Origin of the sequence: Pelagicoccus albus (genome assembly GCF_014230145.1) — a bacterium.
In the GTDB taxonomy this organism is placed as follows: domain Bacteria; phylum Verrucomicrobiota; class Verrucomicrobiia; order Opitutales; family Opitutaceae; genus Pelagicoccus; species Pelagicoccus albus.
Genome location: NZ_JACHVC010000012.1, coordinates 932,037 through 955,880, shown reverse-complemented (window position 1 = coordinate 955,880; position 23,844 = coordinate 932,037). Strand labels below are relative to the sequence as shown.

Here is a 23,844-nt window from a genome sequence, read left to right as displayed (position 1 = left end):
TTGTGTTTTCTGTGGTTGGTTGAAGGTTTCCGGGATCTTGGGGTGAGGATCGCGACCAAGGTTGCTCCTACCATTTCTTTCCCCTTGCTTTGGCAAAACCTCTCGGTTGCATGGGGTGTGTGTCGGAAGAACTCGAATTCAAGGAAAGCAAACCTAAGCGGAGCCACTGGTGGGAAAGCCCTGCCACCTCGTTTTTCAAGCTGATTGAAAACGGGTCCATCGCCTTGGCTCTCGGAGCTATGATGCTTCTCCCCTTGGCGGAAATTGTTCTCCGGCAGTTCGAAACAGGCATCTCAGGCAACTCTGGAATCCAGCAACACTTGGTCCTTTTCGTGGCCATGATGGGTGGAGTGATCGCTTCGCGTGAGGGCCGGCTGCTCTCGCTATCCACCTTCACGGCCTACCTGAAGCCTGGCTATGCGCTTGCGGCTAAAGTAATCAGCAGCTCGGTCGCCACCTTTGTGGCTGCGGCGCTGTGCGCGGGTAGCTATGGCTATGTCTTTGGAGAATTCAGCGATCTGGAAACGGAGCTATTCCCCGGAGTCCCCCTCTGGGTGGCCAAGCTCGTATTGCCCGCTGGCTTTTTTGCCTTGGCTCTGCGTCTGGCTTGGATGGCAGGAGATCGCTGGTGGCACCGGGTTATCCCAGTCGTCGTTACGGCTGCTTTGTTCTACTTCGGGTTTTACGAGTTCGACGAAGTGGAAGGCTTCGTTTGGCCGCTGCTCTCTTTGGTCTTGGTCGCAACGGTGCTTGGCGCTCCGATTTTCGTGACTTTGGCGGGAGCGGCTTTGGTTCTCTTTTGGGGCTGGGGTGGCTACTACCCGGAAGAGGTTGGGCCGATCCTGGCGTTGAATCTCTACGATTTGGTGAAGAGCCCGATGTTGGTCACTTTGCCGCTTTTCACCTTGGCCGGTTATCTCTTGGCCCAAGGCAATTCCTCCAAGCGCTTGATCCGGCTTATCAATGCCATGTTTGGCAGAGTGCGTGGCGGACCGGCGATCGTAACGGTTCTGGTCTGCACCTTTTTCACCGTTTTCACGGGCGCGAGCGGCGTAACGATCTTGGCTCTTGGCGGTCTGTTAATGCCGGTTCTCAAATCCGCAGGTTACGACGATCGTCGCAGCATTGGCCTGCTAACGGGAGCCGGTTCGCTGGGCGTGCTTTTTCCGCCCTGTTTGCCTTTGATCCTCTACAGCGTGGTTGCCTCGGCGGCTCGCGTGAGCATTTCGCTGGAGGAGATTTTCCTTGGCGGTTTGTTGCCCGGAACCTTGCTGCTCGTTTTGACGATCGGTTACGGAGTATTGCGTCAGCCAACGCGTGTCGCTCCGCCGGGCGAGCGTCCCTTCTCTTTTTCCGCCTGGATCAAGGAGCTCTTTTCCGCGGCTTGGGGAGCGATGGGGGAAATGCTACTTCCCGTGGTCGCCTTGGTAACGCTGTTTAGCGGTTACGCGACTCCAGTTGAGGCAGCCGCGGTTTCGGCATTTTACGCCATGGTTTTGTACCTGATCGATGCGAAGAAGATTCGCAAAGTTTCGGTCTTTGGCGAATTGCCCGGAGTGATGGCCGAGTGCGGTCTACTGGTGGGTGGAGTTTTGCTCATTCTCGGCGTGGCGATGGGGTTCACCAACTATCTGGTTACCGAAATGATTCCGGATCGGCTGGTCGAGTGGGCTACGGCGAATATCGAGTCTCCGCTGGTCTTCTTGTTGTTGCTCAATCTCTTCCTGATCGTGGTGGGCTGCCTGATGGATATTTTCTCCGCCATCATTGTGATCGTTCCGCTGATCGTACCCTTAGGAGCGGCGTTTGGGATCGATCCGGTTCACCTCGGGATCATCTTCCTCGCCAATCTGCAACTCGGCTACATCACGCCCCCGATCGGTATGAATCTCTTCCTAGCCAGCTATCGCTTCGAGAAGCCGATGAGCATGGTGATCCGAGCGGCTCTTCCGATGTTGGTCGTGTTCGTAGTGGGCGTCTTGGCGATAACCTATTGGCCAACGTTGACCACTTGGCTGCCTGATACTCTCCTGAGCAGGTAAACCTGCCCCTCAGCCCTCTGGGAAGAGCGAAATAGCTACGAGAGCGTAGAGGTTGTTGGTGGCGTGGATGGCGATGCAGGGAATCAGCGAGCCGGTCTTCTCCCGAGCGTAGCCGATTATCATGGCCAATAGCATGAGCTGCAGCAAAACGATCCAATGGTATTGGCCAATGTGAATACAGGCGAAAAGGAAGCTGGTCAGAATCACGACTCCGTGTGACCCGAGCCACGTCGGTCTCCATGCCTTGAAGAGGTAGCCGCGAAAGATCAGCTCCTCCATGATTGGGGCTAATCCTATGACCACGAGTATGGTTAGAAGGCTCTTGGGGCCCAGCATGGTTTCGTCGAATGGATTTTCCGGGAGTGTGATGAACTCGCTCACGATGGTGGCCACCACTTGGTAGGCGGCCCAATATCCGATCCAGAGTAGGATGACTTTCAGGGGTGTCTTTTTGAGGGCGAGCGTCTCTTTCCAGCTTTGCGTTTTGAAATGCGAAAGGATTAGGAGCACTGGGATGACTGCCACAAATTGGAGAACGTACATGCCTGAAATCCCATCCAAAGTAGAGAGATGCTGCAGTAGCTGCTGACTGAGCTCGGACTCTTCGACGCCCTTGAATGTGGCATAAATCGCGTAGCCGAATCCGTATAAGGAGGAGGCCACCCCGTAGAGGAGGCTGATCACTAGCATCCACCAGAAGGCGTGGCTGGCTCTGGGAAGTGGCTTTGCTTCTGGGGGCGTTTCAAGTGATTCGGCTGGGGAGTCCGATGCTAAGTCTGAAGGAGGGTTTGGAGAGGTTTCTGGATTCACTGGTAGCTGCTTGTGTCGGAAACCTTACGTAGGCGCAACTACGGAAAATCGGACAGTTAGGTGGCGACTTGGAAATTAATCCGAAAATGAGAAAACTGAGCAGAGCTGACACAAGGAACCTCAGGTCGTTCATGTTGCGGAGTGTGTGGTTTTGGAGCCGCAGCGTTTTGTGATTTCTGTGCTTCTTGTGGTCTGAAACAAGAGCTCCTGGTTTTTTATTAACCACACAATGCACAAGAGCCACAAAATGAATCTGCTTGCGGATTGAACCGGATTTGGCGTGAACGTGCTTGGGATAGGTCTCTTTCCAGTCGAAGCTGAGCTGTGTGTCTCTCTGGTCTACTCTAGCCAGCTTATCCTTTGGATCCGGTCGCCGTGATGCCTTGGATAAAGGTCTTCTGGGTGAAGAAGAAGAGCACGATCAGCGGTAGGATAATCAAGGTGCTGGCCGCCATCAGGTAGTGCCATTCGGTGCCGCCCTGGCGGGACTGGAAAGCCTGCAAGCCCAAGGCTAGGGTATAGTTGTCCTGATCGTTAATGAAGATGAAGGGAGCGAAAAAGTCGTTCCAGCTGTGCATGAAGGTGAAGAGGGCAATCACGAGGAGGGCGGATTTGCTGAGCGGGAGAATGATCTGCCAGAAGATACGAAACTCGCTGCAGCCATCGATGCGGGCCGCTTCCGTAATCGACTTGGGAATGCCGAGGAAGAATTGGCGAAGCAGGAAGATATTGAAGGCATTGCCGAGGAAAAAGGGGACGTAGAGGGTCTTGAAAGTGCCGATCCATTCCAGCTCGCGAAATAGGGAGTAGGTGGGGACCATAATGACGGGAAAGGGGATCATCATGGTGGCGATACAGAGGTAGAATACTTTGTCGCGGCCGGGCCAATCGATGCGGGAGAAGCCGTAGGCTGCCAGCGAGCTGGAGAGGACGGATCCGATTACGGAGAGGAGAGCGACGTAAATGGTATTGCCTGCGTAACGCCAGAAATTGCCCATCGACGCGATGGCATCGGTGAAGTTTTCCCATTTCCACTCCGAGGGGATCCAGACCGGCGGTAGGGCCATGGTCTCTTCGAGCGGTTTGAAGGCGGTGGAGATCATCCAGGCGAATGGGGCGGCGAACTGGATGGCGAAGAGAATGAGCAAGAGGTAAAGCAGTATCTTGCCGAATGGACTGAGAGTGTGGGTGGGCACGGCGATGAAGAGATTTTAGTTAACCACAAGGGGCGCAACGTTCACAAAGCTGATCGGGTTGTGGAATGGCATACTTTCTTTGAATGACTTTTGTGGATTCTGTGCTTCTTGTGTTTGAAATCTAACTACTGAGTTTCTGCTTAACCACAGAAGGCACAAGAGTCACAAAAGATCGGGTTGAAAGGGGTGTAATGGGGCTAACTGATGTGTGTTTTCTGTGCTTTTTGTGGTTAAGATTTAAAGAATTAGTTTCTTTATTTGGAGCTTGGGAGAACCGAAGTTTACGAGGACTCCGTGTTGAAGCCCGGTTGCTCTGAGGTAGGCGAGTACTTGTGCGATGTGTTCGTCTGCTAGGTTTTTTGCTGTTTTCAGTTCGACGATGATTTGTCCTTCGACGTATAGGTCCGCGAAGTATTCTCCGAGAACTGTTCCATCCTCGTCGCGGACGGAAATCGGGTGTTGTTGCTTAACGTTGAGGCCTTGCTTTCTAAGTCGATTCGCAAGTCCATTCTCGTATACCTTCTCAAGTAGTCCGTTTCTTAGGTAGGTATGCAGGTCGTAGGATGTTTGGCGGATGGTATCGGTGAGGAGTTGGATTTGAGGGGTCATTCGAGGTTGGGTTTGGATATTCTTTAACCACAGAAGGCACAAGGGTCACAAAAGATCGGGTTGTGTGCTGGCTTGGCTATTGTCGGTATGGCTTTTGTGAGTTCTGTGCTTCTTGTGGTTAAAATCTAGATACGTTTACTTGCCGGCGTAGTGGACGCGGCGTTCGGAGATTTTCATGAGGGTGATGGTCAGAGTGACCACGAGAACGAAGAAGATGAGAGCCATGGCGCAGGCGTATCCCATTTCCCAGTCTTGGAAGGCTTTCAGGTAAATGTAGGTAGCGGCAAAAAGCATGGAGCCCCCGGGGCCACCCGGCGGTTCGTTGACGCCGTCCATCATGACAAAGGGCACGGCGAACACTTGGAAGGCGGCGATGAAGCCCATGATCAGGTTGAAGAGGATGTAAGGAGAGACCATGGGGATGGTTACGTGACGGAGCTTGGACCAGAAGCCCGCTCCATCGAGTTCGGCTGCTTCGTAAAGCTCGACGGGAGCCTCTTGCAGGCCAGCGAGGAAAATCACCATGGCGTGCCCGAGACCCCAGACGCTGGCGACTACGAGGCCGAGCTTGGTGAAGGAAGGATCCTCCAGCCAAGCGGGAGTATCAAAAGAGGTGCCGAGGATCATATTGGCGAAGTCCGCGAAGGGGCCGATGGCTTGATTCACGAGACCAACCTCACCATTGAGCAGCCAGCGCCAAATCACGCCGAGGCAGACCATCGGTACGAGCGAAGGGAGGAAAAAGGCGGTGCGGAAAAAGCTTTTTCCGAGCACGTTGAAGTTGAGAAGAATGGCGAGGAAACAGGCCAGAGCAGTGTTGAGTGGAACCGAGATGGCGGCGAAGAAGATCGTGTTGAAGACCGCCTTCATGAAATTTCCGTCAGCCGCGAGTTCCGCGTAGTTTTCAGTCCCGATCGGTACTGGTGGAGCGAGAACAGAGTAGTCCGTGAACGAAAAGTAGATCGTAGCGATCAAGGGGTAGAGCGCGAAAGCCAGAAAGCCCAGTATCCAAGGACTTATGAAGAGAAGCCCTTTGGCCAAGTTGCGTTTTTCGGTACGAGTCATTTGGTTTCGTCGATCTCCTCTTGCCAGAGTGCTTGGTAGCTTTCGTTTACGCGGCTCCAGCGGAGCTGCTTTTTGTCGAGGGCCTTTTGCTGACGGTCTTGGATTTGGGTGAGACCCTCATCTGGCGAGACGAGTCCGTAAAGCAGGGAGTTAACGGTCTCATTGGTGTCGGTGAAATAGTTTTGGTAGTGCGGAAGTTGGGGGCGGGCTTTGGCGTAGCCTGAGTTGGCAACGTCCAGGAAGACCTGCAGGTAGGGGTGGTCGTGTTTGTCGTAGAATTCTGGAGACACTTCTTTGAGAGAGGTCATCTTTCCATGGGCGAGTGCGAGCTTCTCCAGCTCTGGACGGCTGGATAGGAATTTGATGAAGGCGAAGGCCTCTTCCAAGTGGTCGGCTCCTTTGGGGATAACGGCGAGGTCCGCGTCGGCGATGGCGAAGTAGGGAATGTCCGCCTCGGCTGAGGCGGGAAAAGGGGCGCAGCCGTATTCAAAATCTTCGTCGGCAAAGGTTTCGATGAAGCGATTCATCCAGATCCCTTGCAGGATCATGGCGACCTTTCCGTCGAAGAAAGGGTTTTGGGGCGAAGAGAAACGACCGAAGCCGGAGCGAAGCTTGATGAGCTCGTCCTTGCCAAAGCGTTGGTGGTAGGAAGCCAGCCATTCTGCCGCTTTTCGCCAACCTTCCGCTTGGAAGAGCATTTGGCTTTCGCCGTCGTAGGAGCCCAGTCCGAACCAGTTGGACCACTCCGGCCGCCACCAGCCCGGCTCAAGCGGCAAATGTCCGATACGCTCCAAGGAGCCGTCTTCCCGTTTCTCCGTAACGAGATCGTTGATACGCTCCAGCTCCTCCATAGTTTCAGGAGGGCCCTCTAGTCCGAGCTCACGAAAGATCTGCTTGTTGTAGTGTAGAGTTGTTACGGAGCAGGTCAGAGGCAGCGCCCAGATACGACCCCGATAGGTTGCTGTTTCCCAGAAGGTCGGCACGTATTGATCGGCTCTAATGCCAGCCGCTTCGCACAAGCCGTCGAGCGGGGTGAGTGCGTTGTTTTCCGCGTAGGCCGCGATGAACTGGTTGTTCATGATGGCGATGTCTGGTGGATTCCCTCCGGCAGTGGCCAGCATGATCTTAGTTTGCGGGTCTGTGATGTTGAGGGCGCGGACGAAAATCTCCTTTTGCGAGGCGTTAAAATCCTCCACGACCGCGTCGATCCCTGCCCGCTCCGTGCCGGCCCAGCTGGTCCAAAGGGTGACGATGGTACGACCGTCTTCGGTGCGGTCCTTTTGGATACGTGAGCAAGCGCTAAGCAAAAGGGTGGACGCGGCGACCAGGCCAAGGGCTAGGAGCTTCCGAGCTCCGGACGCACGGAGTTGGGGGACAGAAAAAGGCACGGGGATTATTAACCACAGTTGCACCCGCTTTGCACAGATATTTTTAGTTTGGTTTCTGGCTTCGGCTTCGGAGGATGGGAGGCATGAATATCGTGTTGCTCGAGCCCAGCGAAGTGGAAGCCGGATTTTTGTCCTTAGAGGACGAACGGGCGAAGCATGTGCTCAAGGTCTTGCGGCGACAGGTAGGGGATGAGTTCGATGTGGGTTTGATCGACGGTCCCAAAGGCAAGGCCACGGTGCAGGCGGTTTCTGCTGATGGCTTGGAGTTGAGTTTCGAGTGGGGCTCGGAGGAGTCGGACTTGTTGCCGATCGACTTAATCGTGGGCCTTAGCCGTCCGCAGACCATGCGGAAGATTTTGAACGAAGCGACGACTTTGGGAGTGCGAAGTATTCGCTTCGTGGCGACGGAGCGAGGTGAACCCAGCTATGCCGAATCCAAGCTCTGGAGTTCGGGCGAATGGCGTCGGCATGTGGTGGCCGGTGTGGCTCAAGCGTTCGCGACGCGGATGCCGGAGGTGTCCTGGGGGGTGTCGCTGGAAGAAGCTTTGCGGACGACTTCAGGAGCGAAGTCGAAGCTTTGCTTGGATAATTACGAAGGCGTGGCTCGACTCGGATCGGTGGCGATCGGCGGATCGGTGGCAATGGCGATCGGCAGCGAACGCGGCTGGACTGCGGGTGAGCGGGAGCTATTTCGCGGGCTTGGTTGGACCTTGGTCGGAATGGGCGAGCGGGTTTTACGCACGGAGACCGCCACAGTTGCGGCGGTCTCGTTAGTCAGGGAGCGATTAGTCTGAGGGCTAATCGCGGCTGGGGCGCGACCGAAGTCGTTCCAGCTAGTATACGAGCTCAGGTTGTTTTAGAACACGGGGTTCTAGGTTAGCGGGGAGAGGTTCGTAGCGGGCGAATGATTCGCTGTGCAGGCCGATTCCGCCGGTCAGCGAGCGCAGTGTAGTGGCGTAGCGGTACATTTCCATTTGAGGGACCTCGGCCTTGATGGTGCGGTATTTGGTTTCGCCCTCGATGCCGTGAATGTGTCCACGTCGGGAAGACAGATCGCTCATGACATCGCCAAGGCAGGGCTCGGGAACTTTGACTTCGATAGAGAGTATCGGCTCCAGCAGGATTGGCCGCGCCTGTTTAAAGGCTTCGGTGAAGGCTTCTTTGCCTGCAGTCTGGAAGGCGATATCCTTCGAGTCCACGGTGTGCATTTTGCCGTCGTAAAAGTCGACTGCTACATCCGTGACAGGATAGCCAGCGTGGATGCCCGCCTCGCAAGCAGCGTGCACGCCTTTTTCCACGGAGGGCACGAAGACGCGGTCCACATTGTTGCCGGTGAGTGAATGGCCAAAATCGACGCCTGCTCCCGGTTCGGTGGGGCGGATGCGAAGCCAGACTTCGGCGAATTGTCCCGCTCCCCCGGACTGTTTCTTGTGGCGGTATTTGGCTTCGGCGGGGATTTGGATGGTTTCGCGGAAGGGGACGCGTGGCTCTACGATCTCGACCTCGACGTTAAAGCGACGGGCTAGGCGGGACTTTATCACTTCGAGATGCAGCTCGCCTTGGCCGGATACGACGAGCTCGTGGGTTTCGGTGTTGTATCCGAAAAGGAAGGTTGGGTCTTCTTCGTGCAGGGTGGCCAGTCCGGCGGCGAGCTTATCTTCGTCGCCCTTGTGCACGGCGATCAAGGTGCCGTGAATATTTGGCTTCGGATAACTGACCGCGGGCAGGCGGACTTTTCGCTCCAGACTGGTCAATGTGTTACCGGTGTGGGTGTCCTTTAGCTTGGCCATAACGCCGATGTCGCCCGGACCGATTTCGTCGGTGGGCTGACGCTCGTGACCTTGGAGGGTGAAGATTTGGCCGATCTTTTCCGTGGTGCCGTGAAAGGGGTTGAAGAGCTCCATATTCGGATGAATGGAGCCGGAGTACAAGCGGCAGAAGGAGAGTTCGCCAACGTGCGGTTCGGAGATCGTTTTCCAGATATAGCAGGCGGGCGAGCTGTCGCTAAGGGCGATGTCTCCTCGGTGACCCTCCTCGTCGATGGCCGGAACCACTTTTCGATCCAAGGGGGAGGAGCCGTATTTGGAAATCAGATCCATGAGGCGGGCCACCCCCACGTCGGTAGTCGCCGAAGTGGCGAAGACCGGGATGAAGGTTTCGGCCTGAATGGCGGCGTGCACTCCGGAGCGGAGCTGGTCTTCGGTGAGGTCGCCTTGATCGAAAAATTCTTCCATGAGGGAGTCGTCCGCTTCGGCCACCAGCTCGATCAGCTCTGCGTGGAGCTTGCGGACTCGATCCTTCCAGGCGCCTTCGGCCGGCGTTTCGGTGAATTTGCCCGAACCATCGGTTGCGTAGTCGACCTCTTCGCTACGCATGACATCCAAGATGCGGCGGCAGCCTGGGCCTGGGTCGATGGGCAAGGTCATGGGGAACACCTTGCGGCCGTAGTGGGAGCGGAGCTCGGCGAGGACGCGATCGAAGTCGACGTTGTCCTTATCGATGCCATTTACTACGATGAGCTTGGGCAATTGGAATTGGCTGGCGTATTCCCAGACTTGGTCGGTCCCGATCTCCGGACCGGAAACCGCGTCGACTACCACCATGGCGAAATCCCCGACACGAAGAGCCCCGAGTCCTTCGGAGATAAAGTCGAGGTAGCCCGGGGTATCGATGATGTTATACTTGATGCCTTGCCAGTCGCAGTGAAGTAGGGAGGCGTGCACGGAGATCTGGCGCTCCTTTTCGGTGGCGTGGTAGTCGCTCACCGTATTGCCCGCCTCGGTGGTCCCCATACGGGTTATGACTCCGGAGCAGGCCAGCATGGCCTCGGCCAGAGAGGTTTTGCCAGCGGACTGGTGCCCGACGAGGGCGAAGTTGCGGATTCGATCGGGAGGATAGCTCATAGCGTCTTTAGGGTATTGGGGTTGGGCGACCCGTTTTGGACCGCTCGGCTTCTCTTGGGGCAAAAGACGTTGGCTGCTGTTTGGGGGTGCGGACAGCACGTGTCTCCGCTGGAGCTAAAGTGGCGCGGAGACACGTGCAGGTCAACGCCTGAGAAGGCGTTGACGGGAGGAAAGTTTCAGAGTCTCAAACGAGACTACCAATCCTCATTGTGCGGCTTGTGCTTCTTTCGGTCGTCGCCGCCCCACCAGCCGCCACCAGGGCCTCCTCGTTGCTTTTTGATTTCAGTAACGACTTCTCCGTTTACCGTCACGTTTCCACCAGTCATCTCCGAGGTCCCATCTGCATCGAAGGCAGATCTGGCTTCGACGTCTATAACGCCGTCTCGAATGTAGAGATCCCCGTTTGAATCGAAGGCGTCCGTGTCGCCAGCGGCCATCTTGACGGCGATGTTACCGCCATTTACTTCGATCATGACGGGGCCAGGTCCCTTTCTCGTGGCGTTGATACCATCGTCTCGCGAATATATCTTTATATCGCCTCCGTTGATTTGGACGTGAGTTGCTTCGATGCCTTCTGAACAGTCAATCACGTCGATCGAGCCGTCGTCGATTTTGACCAAGATACTGCCTCGCATGGCGTCGTCTGCAGCATTCAGAGTCAATTTCCCCCCTCCGACGTAAATGTACCCAGAATTTGGATCGTCGTCATTCTCAGCATGAAGGGCATCCTTCTTGGATTCGATGGTAATCGCGCCTCCACCGATGCGGATCGAGTCGTTCGCCTCCAAGCCATCTTCTAAGGCATAAATGTTCATGGTGCCGCCGGTAATTTTCAGGTCATCCTTGCTTGAAATGCCGTTTCCCTGGCTTGAGGTAATTGCGAGCTGCCCTTGCCCGTTGAGGGTGAGATCTGAGCGAGAAAATATGACGCTGTCCAAGTTGGTATCATCCGAAGGGACAAATTCTCCCGTTACCGAGAGGCTGTTTTTTCCGGGGAGGGTGGTGATGAAGACCTTGTCGGCAGATTTCACATACACGGCTGGGCTTTCGGCGTTTTCGATTGTGAGCTGGTCCAGTACTAATTGGACCTTCGCCTGGTCGTCCGTTTCCACCACGATGGTCGTCTCGGTATATGACCCTCGAAGCAGGTAAACACCCTCTTGGCTAATGGTTGCCGATTGGCCGCTTTGCAGCGGAAGTTCGCTTGCCGAAGCAAGGTCGGGTTCCTGTCTGAGATCTCTATCAGAGAAGAAAGATTCCGGAGAAAGAAGGGCTATTTCCGAAGGTTCTTGGCTTGCCCCAAAAAGTAAATACAGGCCACCCCCTGCGGCGATGCTGATAGCTGATATTAGAGTGATAACGGTTTTTCTCATTTCTCTGTCGGATCCTTAGGTAATTCGTATTGGCTGTTCGCTCAAGTGGGACTAGTGGCTTTGTTCATTGTTCGAGTAAAAGACTACTAGCTGAGCGCTGTTATTCAGGTAGTCTATTTTGTTGATCTCTGTTTTCAGCACATCGAGGCCTAGCCTGTTTCCCAAGTCTTGATGCAACTCGTGACGCTTGCTGGGAGCGAGGTTGTCTACACGGTCATAGGCGACTTTAAATTCTAGGAGCCGCGGCTTGCAAATGGTTGTTTCCCCAAGCCATGAGATAAAGCAAATGAAGGCGACAATCGACCCGGTTTCCCAGTATTGCAGGCTCGATACCGAGGTGATGAGAGCGATGACGATAACCACAAAAAGGTAGGTCATGTCCTTGATGGAAATCGACTCTGTGCGATAACGCAGCATAGCGAAAACGGCGAAAAGCCCGAACGCGAAGCCCATCGACATGTCGATATGATGTAGAAAATAGGTTACTAGAAAGACACCGTTTCCAAACAGGAAAAATCCGAAAAAGGTCTCTCTGTCGGGCGTTTTTCGGAAGTAGATTCCTCTTAGCAGAATCAGGATTCCGGCGAAGAAGATGCCGAAGCGTGATAGGAAATCAGTCGTGGTCATAAAAGAATTTCGTTGGGAATGGTTGCGAGCGAAGCCCGTCACATATCCAGAGCTCTCCTTGCGGTGAATTGGATACCGCGCGAATCCGGCTGCTGGACGCTTTCAGTGTTAGAACTGTAGATTTTATCCCATTTGCCAAGGGGTGAACCACTCAGATAGGTATTTTCTCCGCTCCAAACGGGATTCCTTTTCATGAGCTAAGCAAACAGGGAGCTCTCCAGAGGGGCGTAGATGGGGCGGCTTGGTTGCTCGCGACCGAGTTCGCTCCTTTCGGGTTTTGTTTTTAACCACAAGAGGCACAGAAGGCACAAGATGCGGGATCGTCTTTAGATCGGTTCCCTATTTGTGAGCTTTGTGCTTTTTGTGCTTGGATATTATGGCAACCGGATCGCGACCGAGGTCGCTCCTACGTCTCGGCTCGGCGGAGGAGGCAGGCGGTGGGTTGGTCGGTGCCTTTGCCGAGGCGCTTCTTGAGGGTCCAGCCTTCGGCGGCGGGTTCGAAGTTGCCTGGGGCCTCGAAGACGACTAGCCCGTCGTGGGCAAGGATTTGATCGAAAATGGGGAAGAGTTTGGGCGTCAAAGTCTCGAGCTGGTCGTAAGGTGGGTCGACGAAGATGAGATCGAAGGGAGCGGCTTCCGGAGCGCTTTCGAAGCGAGTGGCGTCGCCTTTGAGAATGCGTGTATCCAGTTTCTCCTTCATGCTTTTGGCGACGATCTCGGCGTTGGCCTTGATCATGGTGACCGCTCTACCGTTGAGCTCGACGAAGGTGCAGTGGGCTGAGCCGCGGCTAAGGGCCTCTAGCCCGTAGGAGCCGGTGCCGGCGAAGAGGTCGAGCACGCGGGCTTGCTCCACCCATGCGTTGGCGCTGGAGAATATGCTTTGGCGAAGCTTGTCCATGGCAGGTCGGTGAACTGCTTTTTGGTCGACGCGTAACGTAACGCCGCGGGCTTTTCCTCCAGAAATACGCATGTAAGGAAGGTGGTGGTTTGGCCGAGGTTAGGGAAGTTAATTGTGTTCTGAGTAAGTTTCGGCGAGATCCCCTGCTTTTCGGATCGTTTGCTCCATCGCGGTTTGCAGGCGGTTATTTAAAATGGAGTGGGCAACCATGGCTGGGATGCCGAGGCAAAGTCCGGTTGCGGTAGTGATGAGAGCTTCGCCGATGTCTCCGGCGAAGAGTTCTGGTCGGCCCATGCCTCCGGAGGCCATGGTTTGGAAGCCTCCGATCATGCCGCTAACCGTCCCCAGCAATCCGATCATGGGGGCGACGTTGGCGACTACGCTGAGGTAGTGTATCCACTGGGCAATGGCGTTCTCCTCGGTGCTTAGGCGGGAGCTCATTTCGTCTTCGAATTTCTCGAGCCTCTCTGCAGTGTCGGAATTTGAAAGCTTTGGAAGCGCGTTTGCAAGGGAACGACCTAGGACGGTGCTTGAGGTACCGGCGGTTCTTTGGGCGGATGGGAGGTCTCCGGACGCAAGTTGTTGTTCTAGTTCGCGCGTCAAGCTCGGTGGAGCGAAGTTGTTTGCTCGGGTTTCGCGGAAGCAGTGGATGGAGATGTAGATCAATGCCAAGGAACAGGCGGCGAGTGGATACATGGCCCAGCCACCTTGTTGGATCATGCCCCAAAGCGACGAGCTAGAGCTTTCTTGAGCTTGAAGGGTGGGGGCTAGGATAAGGAAGGTGAGGGTGGTTAGGAAACGAGGCTTCATTGAGGTATGGGAGTTTTCAAGAGTTGTTCGAAAGTGAGGTTTTCCTTAAGAAGGGAGGGTAGGAGAATGGCCTTCGCTTCGGAGCGGGATTCGGATTTTTCGTCGAATTGATCTGGGTAGCCCAGCTGCTGGTAGCAAGTCGCTGCGATATCCCGTAGGGTGCCTAGTTTAGCCGAGTCGCCGCCGCTTTGCATAGCGATGGGTCGCAAGGAGATCCACAGCGCTTTTTCCGGCTCTTCTCGCTCGAGGTAATAGCGGGCGAGCACTTCCCAGGGTAGTGGGTCGGAGTGTTTCAGTTCTTCCGCTTGCAGCCATGACAAGGCGTGTTGCTTAGCTTCCTCTTCTAGGCTCTCTGCCAAGGAAGCGTGGATGAGCAGTTTTCGGTAGGCTTGATCGAGATCGTTGTAGTTGTTTTTTGGGTGCCATGACTTGGCTAGGGCGAGGCATTGCGAGTATAGGCCCTTCTTATACAGGTTACGCAGATAGTGGGTTAAAATGGCTGCGTCTGAAGGGCTAAGCAGCTCGATGAATTTCGCTCGATGGAAGGCTCTTAGGTCTAGCCGCTTATCTTGGTCCTCGAAGATCAGGCTGGTAACAGAATCGGGCTGGAATCGGCGGATGATCTCACCTCCGTCTTCCCATTGTCGCAGGGTTACGAAACCAGCCTGGATTTCCAGCAGCTCTCCGCTTAGCGTCTGATTTGAGTCCAGTACAATTTTATCGGCGAAGCTCGGGCTTGATAGGCCCAAGACCAACCCTAGGAGAATAAATAGGTAGGAAGCTTTCATGGTGAGTCTGTGCGGTAGCTACCCATCGTGGATTGGTAATCGGGCCAATTGCTGAGGTCGGTCGCTGCGAGGAATTCTTGGGCGACTTTTTGAGCGTCGGATGCCCGATTTAGTTTCTCCAATATCTGAATACACTTGCGATAGGCGTTGGCGACTTCCAGGGATTCGCCGCGGTAAAGGGTGAAAACTCTCTGGTGATAGGAGTAAGCGGTTTCTAGATCTCCGTTCGCTTCGGCTATGGTTCCAAGGCTGTTAAGGGCATGAGCTTTTTGCTGGGGAGACGCGGTTCTCTCGGAGAGGAGCTCTAGGCCGGTTTCTTTCGCGGCGGGTAAGCTTTCCAAGGTAACTAGTAAATCGAGACGAAGGCTGAGGCTGTCCGCTGATTGGTAAAGCATCTGATCCAAGTGTGCTAAAGCGAGTTTGGGGTCGCCTTGTTTGTGGAATGTTTGGGCAAGAGCGAGCAAGGCGGGGTCGGTGTATCGAGAATCCGGATAAACTTCTAGGGTCCTCTGCAGGTAGCTTGAGGTTTCTTGGGAATCGATGTCGGAAAGGGCTTTTCCCGCTTCCAGCAACGCGGCGGGACCTAGCGACTCGATGGAGAAATCTGAGACGAGGCTGAGGGCGAGGGACTTGGCTTGGGAAGCCAGACGATGTTGGCGAAGGACTTCGATTTTCGCTACTCTGATCCGACTGGCGAGAGTGGGTTGCTTGGGATCTTCTTTGGGAAGTTCCGCAAGGATTTGAAGGAGCTCGACGATTCCGACTGCTTGGGGATTGTTGCCGTAGTCTGAAATGGCTCTGGCGACTTCGGTCTCTGCTTGAGGAGCCTCGCTGCAGTTTGCGAGTAGCTCGGTGAAGGATCCGATATGGGCTGGCGGAACTATCTGCACCCGTTGGCGATAATCGATCAAGGCTTCGCGAGCTTGTTGTTTTTGTCCTTCCTGCAAGAGCAGAAGAGCCAGTTTGTCGCTTGCGAAGTAGGCTAGGTCTGGATCTGCGGTTTCGACAGAGCGGTAAACTTTGATCGCTTCCGATTCCTTCCGCAGCTCCGTGAGGACATCGCCCAGTAATAGACGGACCTCCGCTTCGCGGGCGTGACTGGGGTAGGAGTCCAAATAGCGACGCAAGGTCTCTTCTGCTGATACGAGTTCGTCTTGGGCGAACAGGGCAGCCGCTTCTCGGTAGGCGGCTTCTGGATACAAAGCTCCGCTACTCGGGTCCTGTTGAACTTCGCGAAAGGTGGCGATGGCTTGCTTGGTGTTGTTGGAGGTGAAGTGGCAGATGCCTATCCACAGCCGAGCTTGTTTGGCGACAGGAAGGTTCGGAGCGGCTTCGACGCATTTGCGGAATGAGGCGATGGCGGGAGTTGTTTTACGCAAATTGTAGAAGGAGTAGCCGATGTAGTAGAATGCCGGGGAGGTGAGGTTTTCGCTTTGGCTGGATAGAACCTTTTGCAGCGAGGCGATCGCCTCCCCGAAATGCGATTGCTCAATTTGAGCCAAGGCGATCCGAAACAAAGTCACTGGTACGCGCTTGTCGTCTGGATACAGTTCTATGAAGCGTTGGGCGATAAGTGCGGAGGTGTTCCAAGCCTGCATCTTTTGCGCGTTGTCGATCCAGTCCAAATGAGCCTCGCGAGCGAGGGGAGATTCTCCGATGGCGATCGCTTCGAGCAAGAGCCAAGCCTCGAGGGGATGACCGGTGCGGGCGAAGCAGCGAGCTTTGCGCAGGTCGATAGCGTCTTGGTAATCCTCGGAAGAGGCGAGGTTTTCCAATTGCCCCTGCATGCTGCCGAGAGCGGATCGATATTGTTCACTCCAGATGGATTGCTCGGTAGTCAACGTTGGCCGGATGCTTTGGTATTGTGATTGCAGGCGTTCTATTCGTGCCCGCTGAGCGGATACGAGTTTGCCCTTTGGCAGGACAAGTTGGTAGGCCTGAAGGGCTTGGGCTGGGAGTGCTTCAAGTAGCGCGTCACCCGCTTGGGCGGCTAGGCTGCTCAGGGTGGCGAGTTCGGCCATTTCAGAAAGAGGCCAGGGTTTATCCAGCAGAAGAGCCGCGGCTTGGGTTAAGTTCTCCGCTTCGAGCTGTAGGGAAATTAGCTGTAGGCGAGCGTAGCTTTCCAAGCGTTTGGAAGCGGGAGATTCAAGTAAGGTTTCAAGCAGAGGAATGGCGGAGCTCGCATCCGACAAGCGCGCCTCCTGTAGGATGGCCAAGTCCCGTAGAGGCGTTTCTCCTGCTTGCTCCCGGAGCTCTGCAAACTTCGTCCGAGCCAGATCCGATTGCCCGTCCAACAGCAGGCTTGAAGCCAGCACGTAGCGAACGAAGGAATCGTTTTCGGCGGTAGAGGCGTAGGAGTCCAGGTACGTTTCCAGGGCGAAAATGGCCTGCTGGTGGAGTTGCGATTTGTAGGAAGAAAATCCGGCGAGGGGGAGGATTTGTGCCGGAAGCTGACCCTCAAGCCAGATCGGCTCCTCCTGGTAATTTTCGACGATGGCGTTGAAGGCTTGGGCGGCTTGTGGGTAGAAGCCTCGCGATAAAGCCTCACTGCCATCTGTGACCAGTTCGGGCAGAGTGCGGTACTCGATCCCTTGCGATAAGAGCTTGGAGGCGGGCACTATTGAACACGCCCAAAGCAGTCCGATGGCTAGAAATCGGAGGTAGGGATTTGGGGAAGAAAGAGGAGGGGAACTAGGGTAACAGGGTTTGGAAGGGCGAGGTTCGCTAGAGGAGCATCGCGAGTTGGTTTTTCCGATCATTTATCTCAAATCGTACGTCGTCGATGAGCGAGGCTACATCGAGCGGATCGATACCGAGTTCTTTGAGGGCGCGCTTAATATGATCGGGCTTAGGCGCGTCGGCGTCGAATCCACGCATCTGTTCGGTTGTCCAGATGGCGAGAGAAAGGATGGCGGTTCCCCGGAGCTGGGTATTTGCGTGCTGGGGGCTGTTTTGGTTTTTGATGGTTTGCCAGACGGCTGGCTCGAATTGCCAATGGTTGAGGAGCTCGGAGCCCACTCGAAAGTGACTCATGCCGAGACGCCCCACTTCGAACTCGAGCAGGGGCACGTCGCCGGCTTGTTCCTCAATGTCGAAGACCTTATCCAGCCTTTCGAGGTAGAAATCGATGGCGAGCTTGCCCACTTCATGGAGTAGACCGGTCAGGTAGGGAGTGCTGGGATCGAAGCCAAAGCGCTTGGCGATAGTCTCCGATGCTACCGCGACTTCGAGGGCGTGGTCGGAAAATTCGGTAGCGGTGATGCCGTAGGCGGGAACCGCTTGGTAGAAGGCGTCGTTTTCGACGACTTTTTTGAGGATGGATCGAAGTTCGTTGAAACCGATTCGGCTAATCGCGGTACCGATTTCGGTGACTTTCATGGTACCCACGTAAGCGGCGCTATTGGTCACTCGTATGATCTGGGCGGCTAGCCCGGGGTCTACTTTTACCAAGGCTGAGATGTAGTCGAGCGAGGTGTCTTCGTTGTTAACCAGTTGGTCGAGGCGGGTAAAAATGCGCGGAGAGGTGGGAAGGCTGCTGGTGTACTCGAGCAGAACCGTTAGGTTTATCTTCTCTGTGGGAATATTTGGCATCTACGAAACGTCGTGACTTGGTAGGTCATCCGGAATCAAAGACGCCCCCCTCCCACGGGGCGAGTAAATTCCTCTCCCCGCGCAGGTCCCTAATGGGCAGCGTGTTGCTGAAGTGGATCGCGTTTACTCTATGATGCCGACGATGCTTGTATCGTAGTCTTCGTAGGTTGTGTAGCGGCCTTGGACCCAGAGGGCTATGTTGTCGGAGTCGTGTCCGCGTGGGACGATGGGGCGGATGTTGTCGACCTGAGCGTCATGGGTGAGCTGCAGGAAGGACCATGCTCCGTCCTTAAATGTGCCTTGGAAGATCTGGTAGCGGCCCGTTTCGTTGGGCTCGCCCGTGCTTGGATCGACGTCGGTCGAAAGGTAAATTTTTCCCGTGTCCTGAGGGTCGATCGCGATGCCGCCGGCGTAGTGCTGTTCGTTGTCGTAGATATGAGTGCCGGCAAAGGCGATTTGGCTTTGGCTCCAGGCTTTGGAATCAGGATCCCAACTCGCTAGGCGGTAACGCAGGTCGTTGCCAATCTCGTGGTCTACGGAATTGATAAAGGCGACGACGGGCAGGCCATCGGCGTCGTATTCGATATCCCATACCCAAGCGCGACCCGCTTCCTCGCCCGAGTAGATTACGGTGGCTTCGGAAGGGAGGAGCGGCTGCTTTTTAATTTCCTTCAAAGAGCGGATCTGGGTGCCGTCGCTTTTGTGGAAATAGCCGTTCTGGTAATAGACGTGGTAGACGTTGTTGATAGCCGCTTGGCGTGGGTGGGCGTCGGTGAAGATGATGTCGATGCGGTCCTCGCCGTTGTCCACGTACTTGGCGTAAGGGCGGGTGCGATCGTTGCCCGAGCGGATCAGCTCGATCGGCTTGCTCCAGGACTTGGCTTCGTTGTCTGAGATCAGCAAGGTCGGGTTCCAGCCCACGCAACGCATGAAGTTGTAGATGCGGCCCTTTTCTGCGGAGAGTTGGATGAGGTTGTTGTAGGTCGTTTTGGCGGGGGCTTCGATGGCCTTTTCCTCCGACCATTCTACTGTCCGCCAGGTGTCTGGACCGATTCTTTTCCCGTATCGAGTGTACCATACCGGCTCGAGATGGTGCTTGGAGTAGGCGGCCAAAAAGTCGCCTGAATCGAGTTGGAGGATCGCTGGGTTGTTATGGTCGTCCTTGCTCTGCCAACTGCTCAGCGGGTACTGGCGGTAGGCGAAGGGGCTTTGTACGCGGATGAGGCTGTAGTAGTCGACTCGGCTGGTTCCATTCGAGTCATTGGAGCCGATGTAGAGGCCGGCTCCGTCGTAGATGGCTCGTTCGTCGTTGAACCAAGTCCATGCCCCGTCGCGGGCTAGAAGCTTGATCTCGAAGGGAGGCTCGAGGGCGGCGAAGTCCTCGTTGCTCAGGTCCATCTTGTAGAGCTCGCTGGCAGCGAGAAGAAAAGCGCCGTGGGTGTAGTCGATGGAATCGCTCGGACGAACGTGCTCTGGCGCGCCACCCACCAGTTGGGCGTAGCCGAGGCGTCCATCCGTATTCACGCAACCCACCAAGCCTTCCCAAGCTTTGAGGGCGACAGGCAAGTAAGACTCCTTGTCGAGGATCCCACGGTTGATCCCACCCAGGAGGCCGTAGGCGAAGAATGAAGTGCCGCTACTTTCCTTCATCGGCTTCCAGCTCGGTTCGTTGACGCTTGGACGCCACATGCCGTCCTCCTGTTGGAGATCGACGAGGGTGCGGGTCATTTTGCGGAAAAGATCGACGTATTTTTCGTAGTAGGGGTCGTCCTTGGGTAGGTGGTCGAGCGTGCGGATGAGCCCTGCGTAGACCCAGCCGTTGCCACGCGACCAGTAGACGGATTTGCCGCCAGGTGTTTTTTTGTCGAAGTAGGATTCGTCGCGAGCGAAGAGTCCGTCCTCTTCCATGAAGAGAAAATCAACCGTATCCCAATAGAGCCTGTGCATCAGCTCGAGGTAGCGTTCGTCTCCGGTGGCCGAATACAAGCGGGTCAAAACGGGTGGCGCCATGTATAGGGAGTCGCACCACCACCAGAGGTTGCGACCAGTGAAATCACGTTTTTCATCCTTCCAGATCACGTGGCTGAGCTGTTCTCTTCGTATGTAGTCTGAGGTGAAGTAGGGTTCTAAAGCGGCGACGGTATCCTCGATCATTTTGGGATCCTTCTCGTCGAGATAGACGTCGAGGAAAGTTTGGGCGGCGCAGATGTCGTCCGCGAAGAAATGGTTTTCGGACAAGGTCCATTCTGCCGTCTCGCACCAGGTGATGGCTTGTTCACGGAAATTTTCGTCGCCCGTGGCCTGATAGGCGGCGTAGAGGCCGGAGTAGTAGGTACCCGCTTTCCAATCGGTGCGGATTTCCCCGCCGAAGTCGCGTTCCTGAAAGTCGGCAACGCGAAGCATGATCTCTTTTACCGACTCCGGGTGAGTTAGGACTTGCTGGGCGGTGTTGATAGGTTCGGCGGTTGTGAGCGTAGCAAAACCAATTGCGATGAATGAAAGGAGCCAGGGGCGGGTTTTGGTATTCATTTCCGTTTTAGGGAGGAAGTTTTTATGGGGGGAAGCGAGGGAAGCTCTCGAGTAGCGGAGACTACTTCATTTCCAAAGCGAGTTTTGGGCAAGCGTTTCCAGTCCGCTTCTTTTGGAAGAGGCGAGGAGTCGGGGGCTACAAGTTCAAAGCTGACTGATCAGAAGTAACTATGGGTAGCGGGGCTGCTAGGGCTCTCGTGCAGGCGGTTGGTGCGATAGGCCTCCACGAGTCTTTCCAACTCCTCGATGCGGAAGCGAATACGTTGACCTCGCTCCGTGTCAGCGGTGCGGCGTGGTTTTTCGAATACGCGGATGTCGGTAGTGCTGGGCACGATGTCGACCCCTTCGTTTATAGCGGCCGCTACAGATTCGAAATGATGGTGCTCTGCCAAAACGATCCTTTTTGGCTCGAGCAGTAAGGTGTATCCGTGATCTCCGTACGCTTCCGAGAAGGCTCCATCGATGGTGATCGCCTTGCCGCTTCGTTTGAGAGGGGACTCTCCTTTCTCCACCTTAACTGGAACGTGGCCGTTTACGATTAGACCTGTTTCGGGGGGCACACCAAACTCCTCCAAGATTCGCTCGCAGAACTTGGCTTTGTGGATGAGGGCGAAATAGGGGTTCTTCGTTTCCCGGTGCGGCTTCTTGTCCGCGATCAGGTCGCGCTCCAAGGTGGCGATTCTGTCCTTGCCGAAAAGGGGGGAACGCGGGCCGCTCCACAGGTACCAAAGCAGGTCCAAATCTGGTTCGGCTTGATCCACCAAAGCCCGGCGTACCAGTTTCTCGATTTCCTCAAACAGCTCTTTTCCTGCCAGTGACTTTCCGTCGACGATCATGGGCAGGAACTCCCCGTTTTCATCGACGGTTACGCAGCCGTGAAAGATGAGGCATTCCTCTCGCTTGAGGTACATCGAGCCGTAGTTGACCATGTACCGCATCTGCTCGCGGAGCTTTTGACTATTGAGGAAAGAGTATTTTAGGTGGCCTAGGCAGGTCTTCTCCTCCTCGCTCAGCTCGTATGGGTTGGCCGGGTCGATGGTCGGAAACGCCGTATCTTTCAGTTCGTAGGTTTCTCCATCGATAGTGATGGTCCCTTTTTCGAAGTCGATTCGGTGCAGCAGACGGCGGTGGTTGAGGTCCCAGTGAGGATTTCGCTCAATCAGTTTTCCCTCGACCTTGAATTGCATGACAGCGATCGCCTTCTGCATACGGGCTACCAATTCCGTGGGGCGCATGCCCTTGCCTTTGGGCATGAAGCAATCTGCCGGATCGTCCCCGTATACGTTGCGGGCCAAGTGCTCCAACGGGGTTAGCGGAACGCTGTAGCCTTCATCCAATTGGCGGATACGACGGTAGCGCAGGGAAACGCGCAGTACGGTGCAGATGCAGGCTTCGTTTCCGAGGGCTGCTCCAAGCCAAAGCGCGTCGTGGTTTCCCCAAATAAAGGATACGTTTGGCTGAAGACGCAGGTAGTCGACCACACGGTCGCCTCGCGGTCCGCGGTCCCAGCAGTCACCGCCAATGATCAACTCATCTACGGCGAGGTTACGGATCAAGCGTCCAATTAGGTGGATCAAGTGGAGCAGTTTCCCCTTTTTTTGCAGCTCGTCGATGATGGCTTGCGTGAAGTCCTGACCGCGAGTGGTGGAGGGAGCGTATAGGATTTCGAGCAGTAGCTCGCTGTATTCAGGAGGGAATACTTCAGAGGCAAGGCGGAGGCTATAATTGGATAGCAGGTGCCTCAGGAGCTCGAGTTGAGGTGCAAGGGTTTCGCGGGCATAGGCTTTGATCTTTTCAGGATCTTGGAGGGTATCCTCAAGGTGTTTGGTCACTTCCGCCGGGTAGAAGGTAAGTTTTAGAAATTCCTTCAGCTCCTCCGGGCTCATCTGATCACCAAACATTTCCTCCACCAGCGGGCGTAGGCTACCGGAAGCGTTGTTGATGACGTGTTGCAGTTTCTTGTCCTCGCCATGGATGTCGCTGATGATGTGGATGGCTCCTTGAGGCAGGGTTTGTACAGCGGAGAGGCGTGCGATCTCGGCCACCGCGGCGTCCACATTTGCGTAGTCGCGGGCAAGGAGTTCGAGCGAGGACAGGTCCGGTTCGGCCCGTTTGAAGGAAAGTGTACTGTTTGGCATAGAATTAGGTGCCTAGATCGTGTAACAGCGGCACTTTTGGCGGAAGCTTGGTCTCGGATTTACGTCAGATTCTGCGGTATCATGGCTCTTGCAGCAGTCGCCTTTTGACGGCCGCCACCCGATCTTCGAGGGAAGGAGGCAAGGTTTGGTAGGGGATTTTGCGTTCAACGAGTTCGCGGATTGTACCTTCTTGGAATTCTCGTCGGTTGACCTCACCAGACCTGCACCAGGTGTCGTCGTAGGGGATATCGTCGTTGCAAACGAAGGTGACTTGATAGCGGCGCTTGCTCTCTTCGGCTAGCCGCTTGAGTTCCGGATGAGCGGACTGATGGTAGTAGAGGGCGAAGAGGTAGGTGGTGAGCGCGTTTGTATCCACGAAGAGGTATTTGTTGCAGCTGGGGAGCAACGCTTCCTCCCGTTCGATATGGACTTCGGCGATCTCCAGCAATTGCTCGGGGCTAAGCCGCCGATCATCATGAAACTTTTCCCAATACTCCCGTCCGTACTCCGGCATCCATGGGGTAGAAAATTGTTCCGACAGGGCGGTGCAAAGGGTGGTCTTCCCGGTGGAAGGGCCCCCGAGGAAGACGACTTTTTGTATCAGGTCCTTGTAGACTCGGTCGCTAATGAATCGCCGGTGTTCGAATGCGTTTTCCCGTATGGCAGTGCCTGATACGGGGACGATGGAGCGTTCGGGGTCGACGACGCGGTTCTCCGCTCCAAGGGTTTGGCTCACGTGCTCGCCATAAAATTCGCTGGAGTAGAAGTGGGTGATGCCGCGATCTCCGACCCGTTTGAGGATGTAGTCCTCGTTGAGTTTTTTGATGCGTTCCGAGTCGCCCGTTTCGGTTGGCCCGTCGGGAGCTTCGATGACTTCCACGTTCGGGAATAGGTCGCGTATCCACTGGGCTCGGGTGGAGAGAGGAATAGAAGTGGTCTCCGGACAATGGTAGATCATGACGATGACCAAATCCATTTCGGCAAGGGCGGTTTCGATGACATGTTCGTGCCCTTTGTGGAGCGGGGCGTATTTTCCGAGGGTGAGGCCGATTTTCATGAAAGGAAGGTAAGAAAAGG

Annotated in this window: 18 protein-coding genes; 2 read left to right on the top strand and 16 right to left on the bottom strand. The window is 55.3% G+C overall.

Annotated features, from left to right (window positions below):
* The first annotated feature begins 89 nt into the window (after positions 1-89).
* On the top strand, positions 90-2,042 hold the full coding sequence (locus H5P27_RS13725) for a TRAP transporter large permease (protein ID WP_185660970.1): 1,953 nt from the start codon (positions 90-92) through the stop codon (positions 2,040-2,042).
* A gap of 9 nt (positions 2,043-2,051) precedes the next feature.
* On the opposite strand, the gene H5P27_RS20115 is transcribed toward H5P27_RS13725, so the two are convergent.
* The 5 genes from H5P27_RS20115 to H5P27_RS13700 all read right to left on the bottom strand — a co-directional run bounded on the left by H5P27_RS20115 (position 2,052) and on the right by H5P27_RS13700 (position 7,110).
* Entirely contained in the window at positions 2,052-2,852 is an 801-nt protein-coding gene (locus H5P27_RS20115; RefSeq protein ID WP_185660969.1) for a CPBP family glutamic-type intramembrane protease, read from the bottom strand.
* A 353-nt stretch (positions 2,853-3,205) separates the two neighbouring features.
* Positions 3,206-4,048: an ABC transporter permease subunit gene (locus H5P27_RS13715; protein ID WP_185660968.1), complete on the bottom strand. Its 843-nt coding sequence runs from the start codon at positions 4,046-4,048 to the stop codon at positions 3,206-3,208.
* A gap of 237 nt (positions 4,049-4,285) precedes the next feature.
* Entirely contained in the window at positions 4,286-4,657 is a 372-nt protein-coding gene (locus H5P27_RS13710) for a GxxExxY protein (RefSeq protein ID WP_185660967.1), read from the bottom strand.
* Positions 4,658-4,792: 135 nt separating this feature from the next.
* Entirely contained in the window at positions 4,793-5,722 is a 930-nt protein-coding gene (locus tag H5P27_RS13705) for a carbohydrate ABC transporter permease (protein WP_185660966.1), read from the bottom strand.
* A complete protein-coding gene (locus H5P27_RS13700) occupies positions 5,719-7,110 on the bottom strand; it encodes an extracellular solute-binding protein (RefSeq protein ID WP_185660965.1) in 1,392 nt (463 codons plus the stop codon). Before H5P27_RS13700 ends, H5P27_RS13705 begins: the two co-directional genes overlap by 4 nt.
* An 83-nt stretch (positions 7,111-7,193) precedes the next feature.
* Here H5P27_RS13700 and H5P27_RS13695 point away from each other — a divergent pair, with 83 nt between their 5' ends.
* A complete protein-coding gene (locus tag H5P27_RS13695; RefSeq protein WP_185660964.1) occupies positions 7,194-7,904 on the top strand; it encodes an RsmE family RNA methyltransferase in 711 nt (236 codons plus the stop codon).
* A 39-nt stretch (positions 7,905-7,943) separates the two neighbouring features.
* Here H5P27_RS13695 and H5P27_RS13690 read toward each other — a convergent pair whose 3' ends face one another.
* The 11 genes from H5P27_RS13690 to H5P27_RS13640 all read right to left on the bottom strand — a co-directional run bounded on the left by H5P27_RS13690 (position 7,944) and on the right by H5P27_RS13640 (position 23,824).
* On the bottom strand, positions 7,944-10,013 hold the full coding sequence (locus H5P27_RS13690; protein WP_221774710.1) for an elongation factor G: 2,070 nt from the start codon (positions 10,011-10,013) through the stop codon (positions 7,944-7,946).
* A 194-nt stretch (positions 10,014-10,207) separates the two neighbouring features.
* The gene (locus H5P27_RS13685) at positions 10,208-11,386 is read right to left on the bottom strand and encodes a carbohydrate-binding domain-containing protein (protein WP_185660963.1); all 1,179 of its coding nucleotides are present in this window, start codon (positions 11,384-11,386) and stop codon (positions 10,208-10,210) included.
* A gap of 51 nt (positions 11,387-11,437) precedes the next feature.
* Positions 11,438-12,013: a DUF4956 domain-containing protein gene (locus tag H5P27_RS13680; RefSeq protein WP_185660962.1), complete on the bottom strand. Its 576-nt coding sequence runs from the start codon at positions 12,011-12,013 to the stop codon at positions 11,438-11,440.
* A 406-nt stretch (positions 12,014-12,419) separates the two neighbouring features.
* The gene (locus H5P27_RS13675; RefSeq protein ID WP_185660961.1) at positions 12,420-12,983 is read right to left on the bottom strand and encodes an RsmD family RNA methyltransferase; all 564 of its coding nucleotides are present in this window, start codon (positions 12,981-12,983) and stop codon (positions 12,420-12,422) included.
* 36 nt (positions 12,984-13,019) lie between these two features.
* On the bottom strand, positions 13,020-13,721 hold the full coding sequence (locus tag H5P27_RS13670; RefSeq protein ID WP_185660960.1) for a MotA/TolQ/ExbB proton channel family protein: 702 nt from the start codon (positions 13,719-13,721) through the stop codon (positions 13,020-13,022).
* On the bottom strand, positions 13,718-14,509 hold the full coding sequence (locus tag H5P27_RS13665) for a hypothetical protein (protein ID WP_185660959.1): 792 nt from the start codon (positions 14,507-14,509) through the stop codon (positions 13,718-13,720). The genes H5P27_RS13670 and H5P27_RS13665 overlap by 4 nt, the downstream gene beginning before the upstream one ends.
* A complete protein-coding gene (locus H5P27_RS20110) occupies positions 14,506-17,127 on the bottom strand; it encodes a tetratricopeptide repeat protein (protein WP_185660958.1) in 2,622 nt (873 codons plus the stop codon). The genes H5P27_RS13665 and H5P27_RS20110 overlap by 4 nt, the downstream gene beginning before the upstream one ends.
* A 106-nt stretch (positions 17,128-17,233) precedes the next feature.
* Complete coding sequence (locus H5P27_RS13655; protein ID WP_185660957.1) at positions 17,234-18,100, bottom strand: HDOD domain-containing protein; 867 nt, start codon at positions 18,098-18,100, stop codon at positions 17,234-17,236.
* A gap of 123 nt (positions 18,101-18,223) precedes the next feature.
* Positions 18,224-20,629 carry a glycoside hydrolase family 88 protein gene (locus tag H5P27_RS13650; protein ID WP_185660956.1) on the bottom strand — a complete coding sequence of 802 codons (2,406 nt, stop codon included), beginning with the start codon at positions 20,627-20,629 and terminating at the stop codon, positions 18,224-18,226.
* A 158-nt stretch (positions 20,630-20,787) separates the two neighbouring features.
* On the bottom strand, positions 20,788-22,767 hold the full coding sequence (locus H5P27_RS13645) for a fructose-bisphosphatase class III (protein WP_185660955.1): 1,980 nt from the start codon (positions 22,765-22,767) through the stop codon (positions 20,788-20,790).
* Between the two features lie 79 nt (positions 22,768-22,846).
* The gene (locus tag H5P27_RS13640; RefSeq protein WP_185660954.1) at positions 22,847-23,824 is read right to left on the bottom strand and encodes an AAA family ATPase; all 978 of its coding nucleotides are present in this window, start codon (positions 23,822-23,824) and stop codon (positions 22,847-22,849) included.
* Positions 23,825-23,844 lie beyond the last annotated feature (20 nt).

Excerpts from the sequence above, each read along its gene's own strand:
- H5P27_RS13710 (WP_185660967.1), bottom strand. The coding sequence starts at position 4,657 with ATGACCCCTCAAATCCAACTCCTCACCGATACCATCCGCCAAACATCC.
- H5P27_RS13705 (WP_185660966.1), bottom strand. The coding sequence starts at position 5,722 with ATGACTCGTACCGAAAAACGCAACTTGGCCAAAGGGCTTCTCTTCATA.
- H5P27_RS13695 (WP_185660964.1), top strand. The coding sequence starts at position 7,194 with ATGAATATCGTGTTGCTCGAGCCCAGCGAAGTGGAAGCCGGATTTTTG.
- H5P27_RS13690 (WP_221774710.1), bottom strand. The coding sequence starts at position 10,013 with ATGAGCTATCCTCCCGATCGAATCCGCAACTTCGCCCTCGTCGGGCAC.
- H5P27_RS13685 (WP_185660963.1), bottom strand. The coding sequence starts at position 11,386 with ATGAGAAAAACCGTTATCACTCTAATATCAGCTATCAGCATCGCCGCA.
- H5P27_RS13680 (WP_185660962.1), bottom strand. The coding sequence starts at position 12,013 with ATGACCACGACTGATTTCCTATCACGCTTCGGCATCTTCTTCGCCGGA.
- H5P27_RS13675 (WP_185660961.1), bottom strand. The coding sequence starts at position 12,983 with ATGCGTATTTCTGGAGGAAAAGCCCGCGGCGTTACGTTACGCGTCGAC.
- H5P27_RS13670 (WP_185660960.1), bottom strand. The coding sequence starts at position 13,721 with ATGAAGCCTCGTTTCCTAACCACCCTCACCTTCCTTATCCTAGCCCCC.
- H5P27_RS13665 (WP_185660959.1), bottom strand. The coding sequence starts at position 14,509 with ATGAAAGCTTCCTACCTATTTATTCTCCTAGGGTTGGTCTTGGGCCTA.
- H5P27_RS13655 (WP_185660957.1), bottom strand. The coding sequence starts at position 18,100 with ATGCCAAATATTCCCACAGAGAAGATAAACCTAACGGTTCTGCTCGAG.
- H5P27_RS13650 (WP_185660956.1), bottom strand. The coding sequence starts at position 20,629 with ATGAATACCAAAACCCGCCCCTGGCTCCTTTCATTCATCGCAATTGGT.
- H5P27_RS13645 (WP_185660955.1), bottom strand. The coding sequence starts at position 22,767 with ATGCCAAACAGTACACTTTCCTTCAAACGGGCCGAACCGGACCTGTCC.
- H5P27_RS13640 (WP_185660954.1), bottom strand. The coding sequence starts at position 23,824 with ATGAAAATCGGCCTCACCCTCGGAAAATACGCCCCGCTCCACAAAGGG.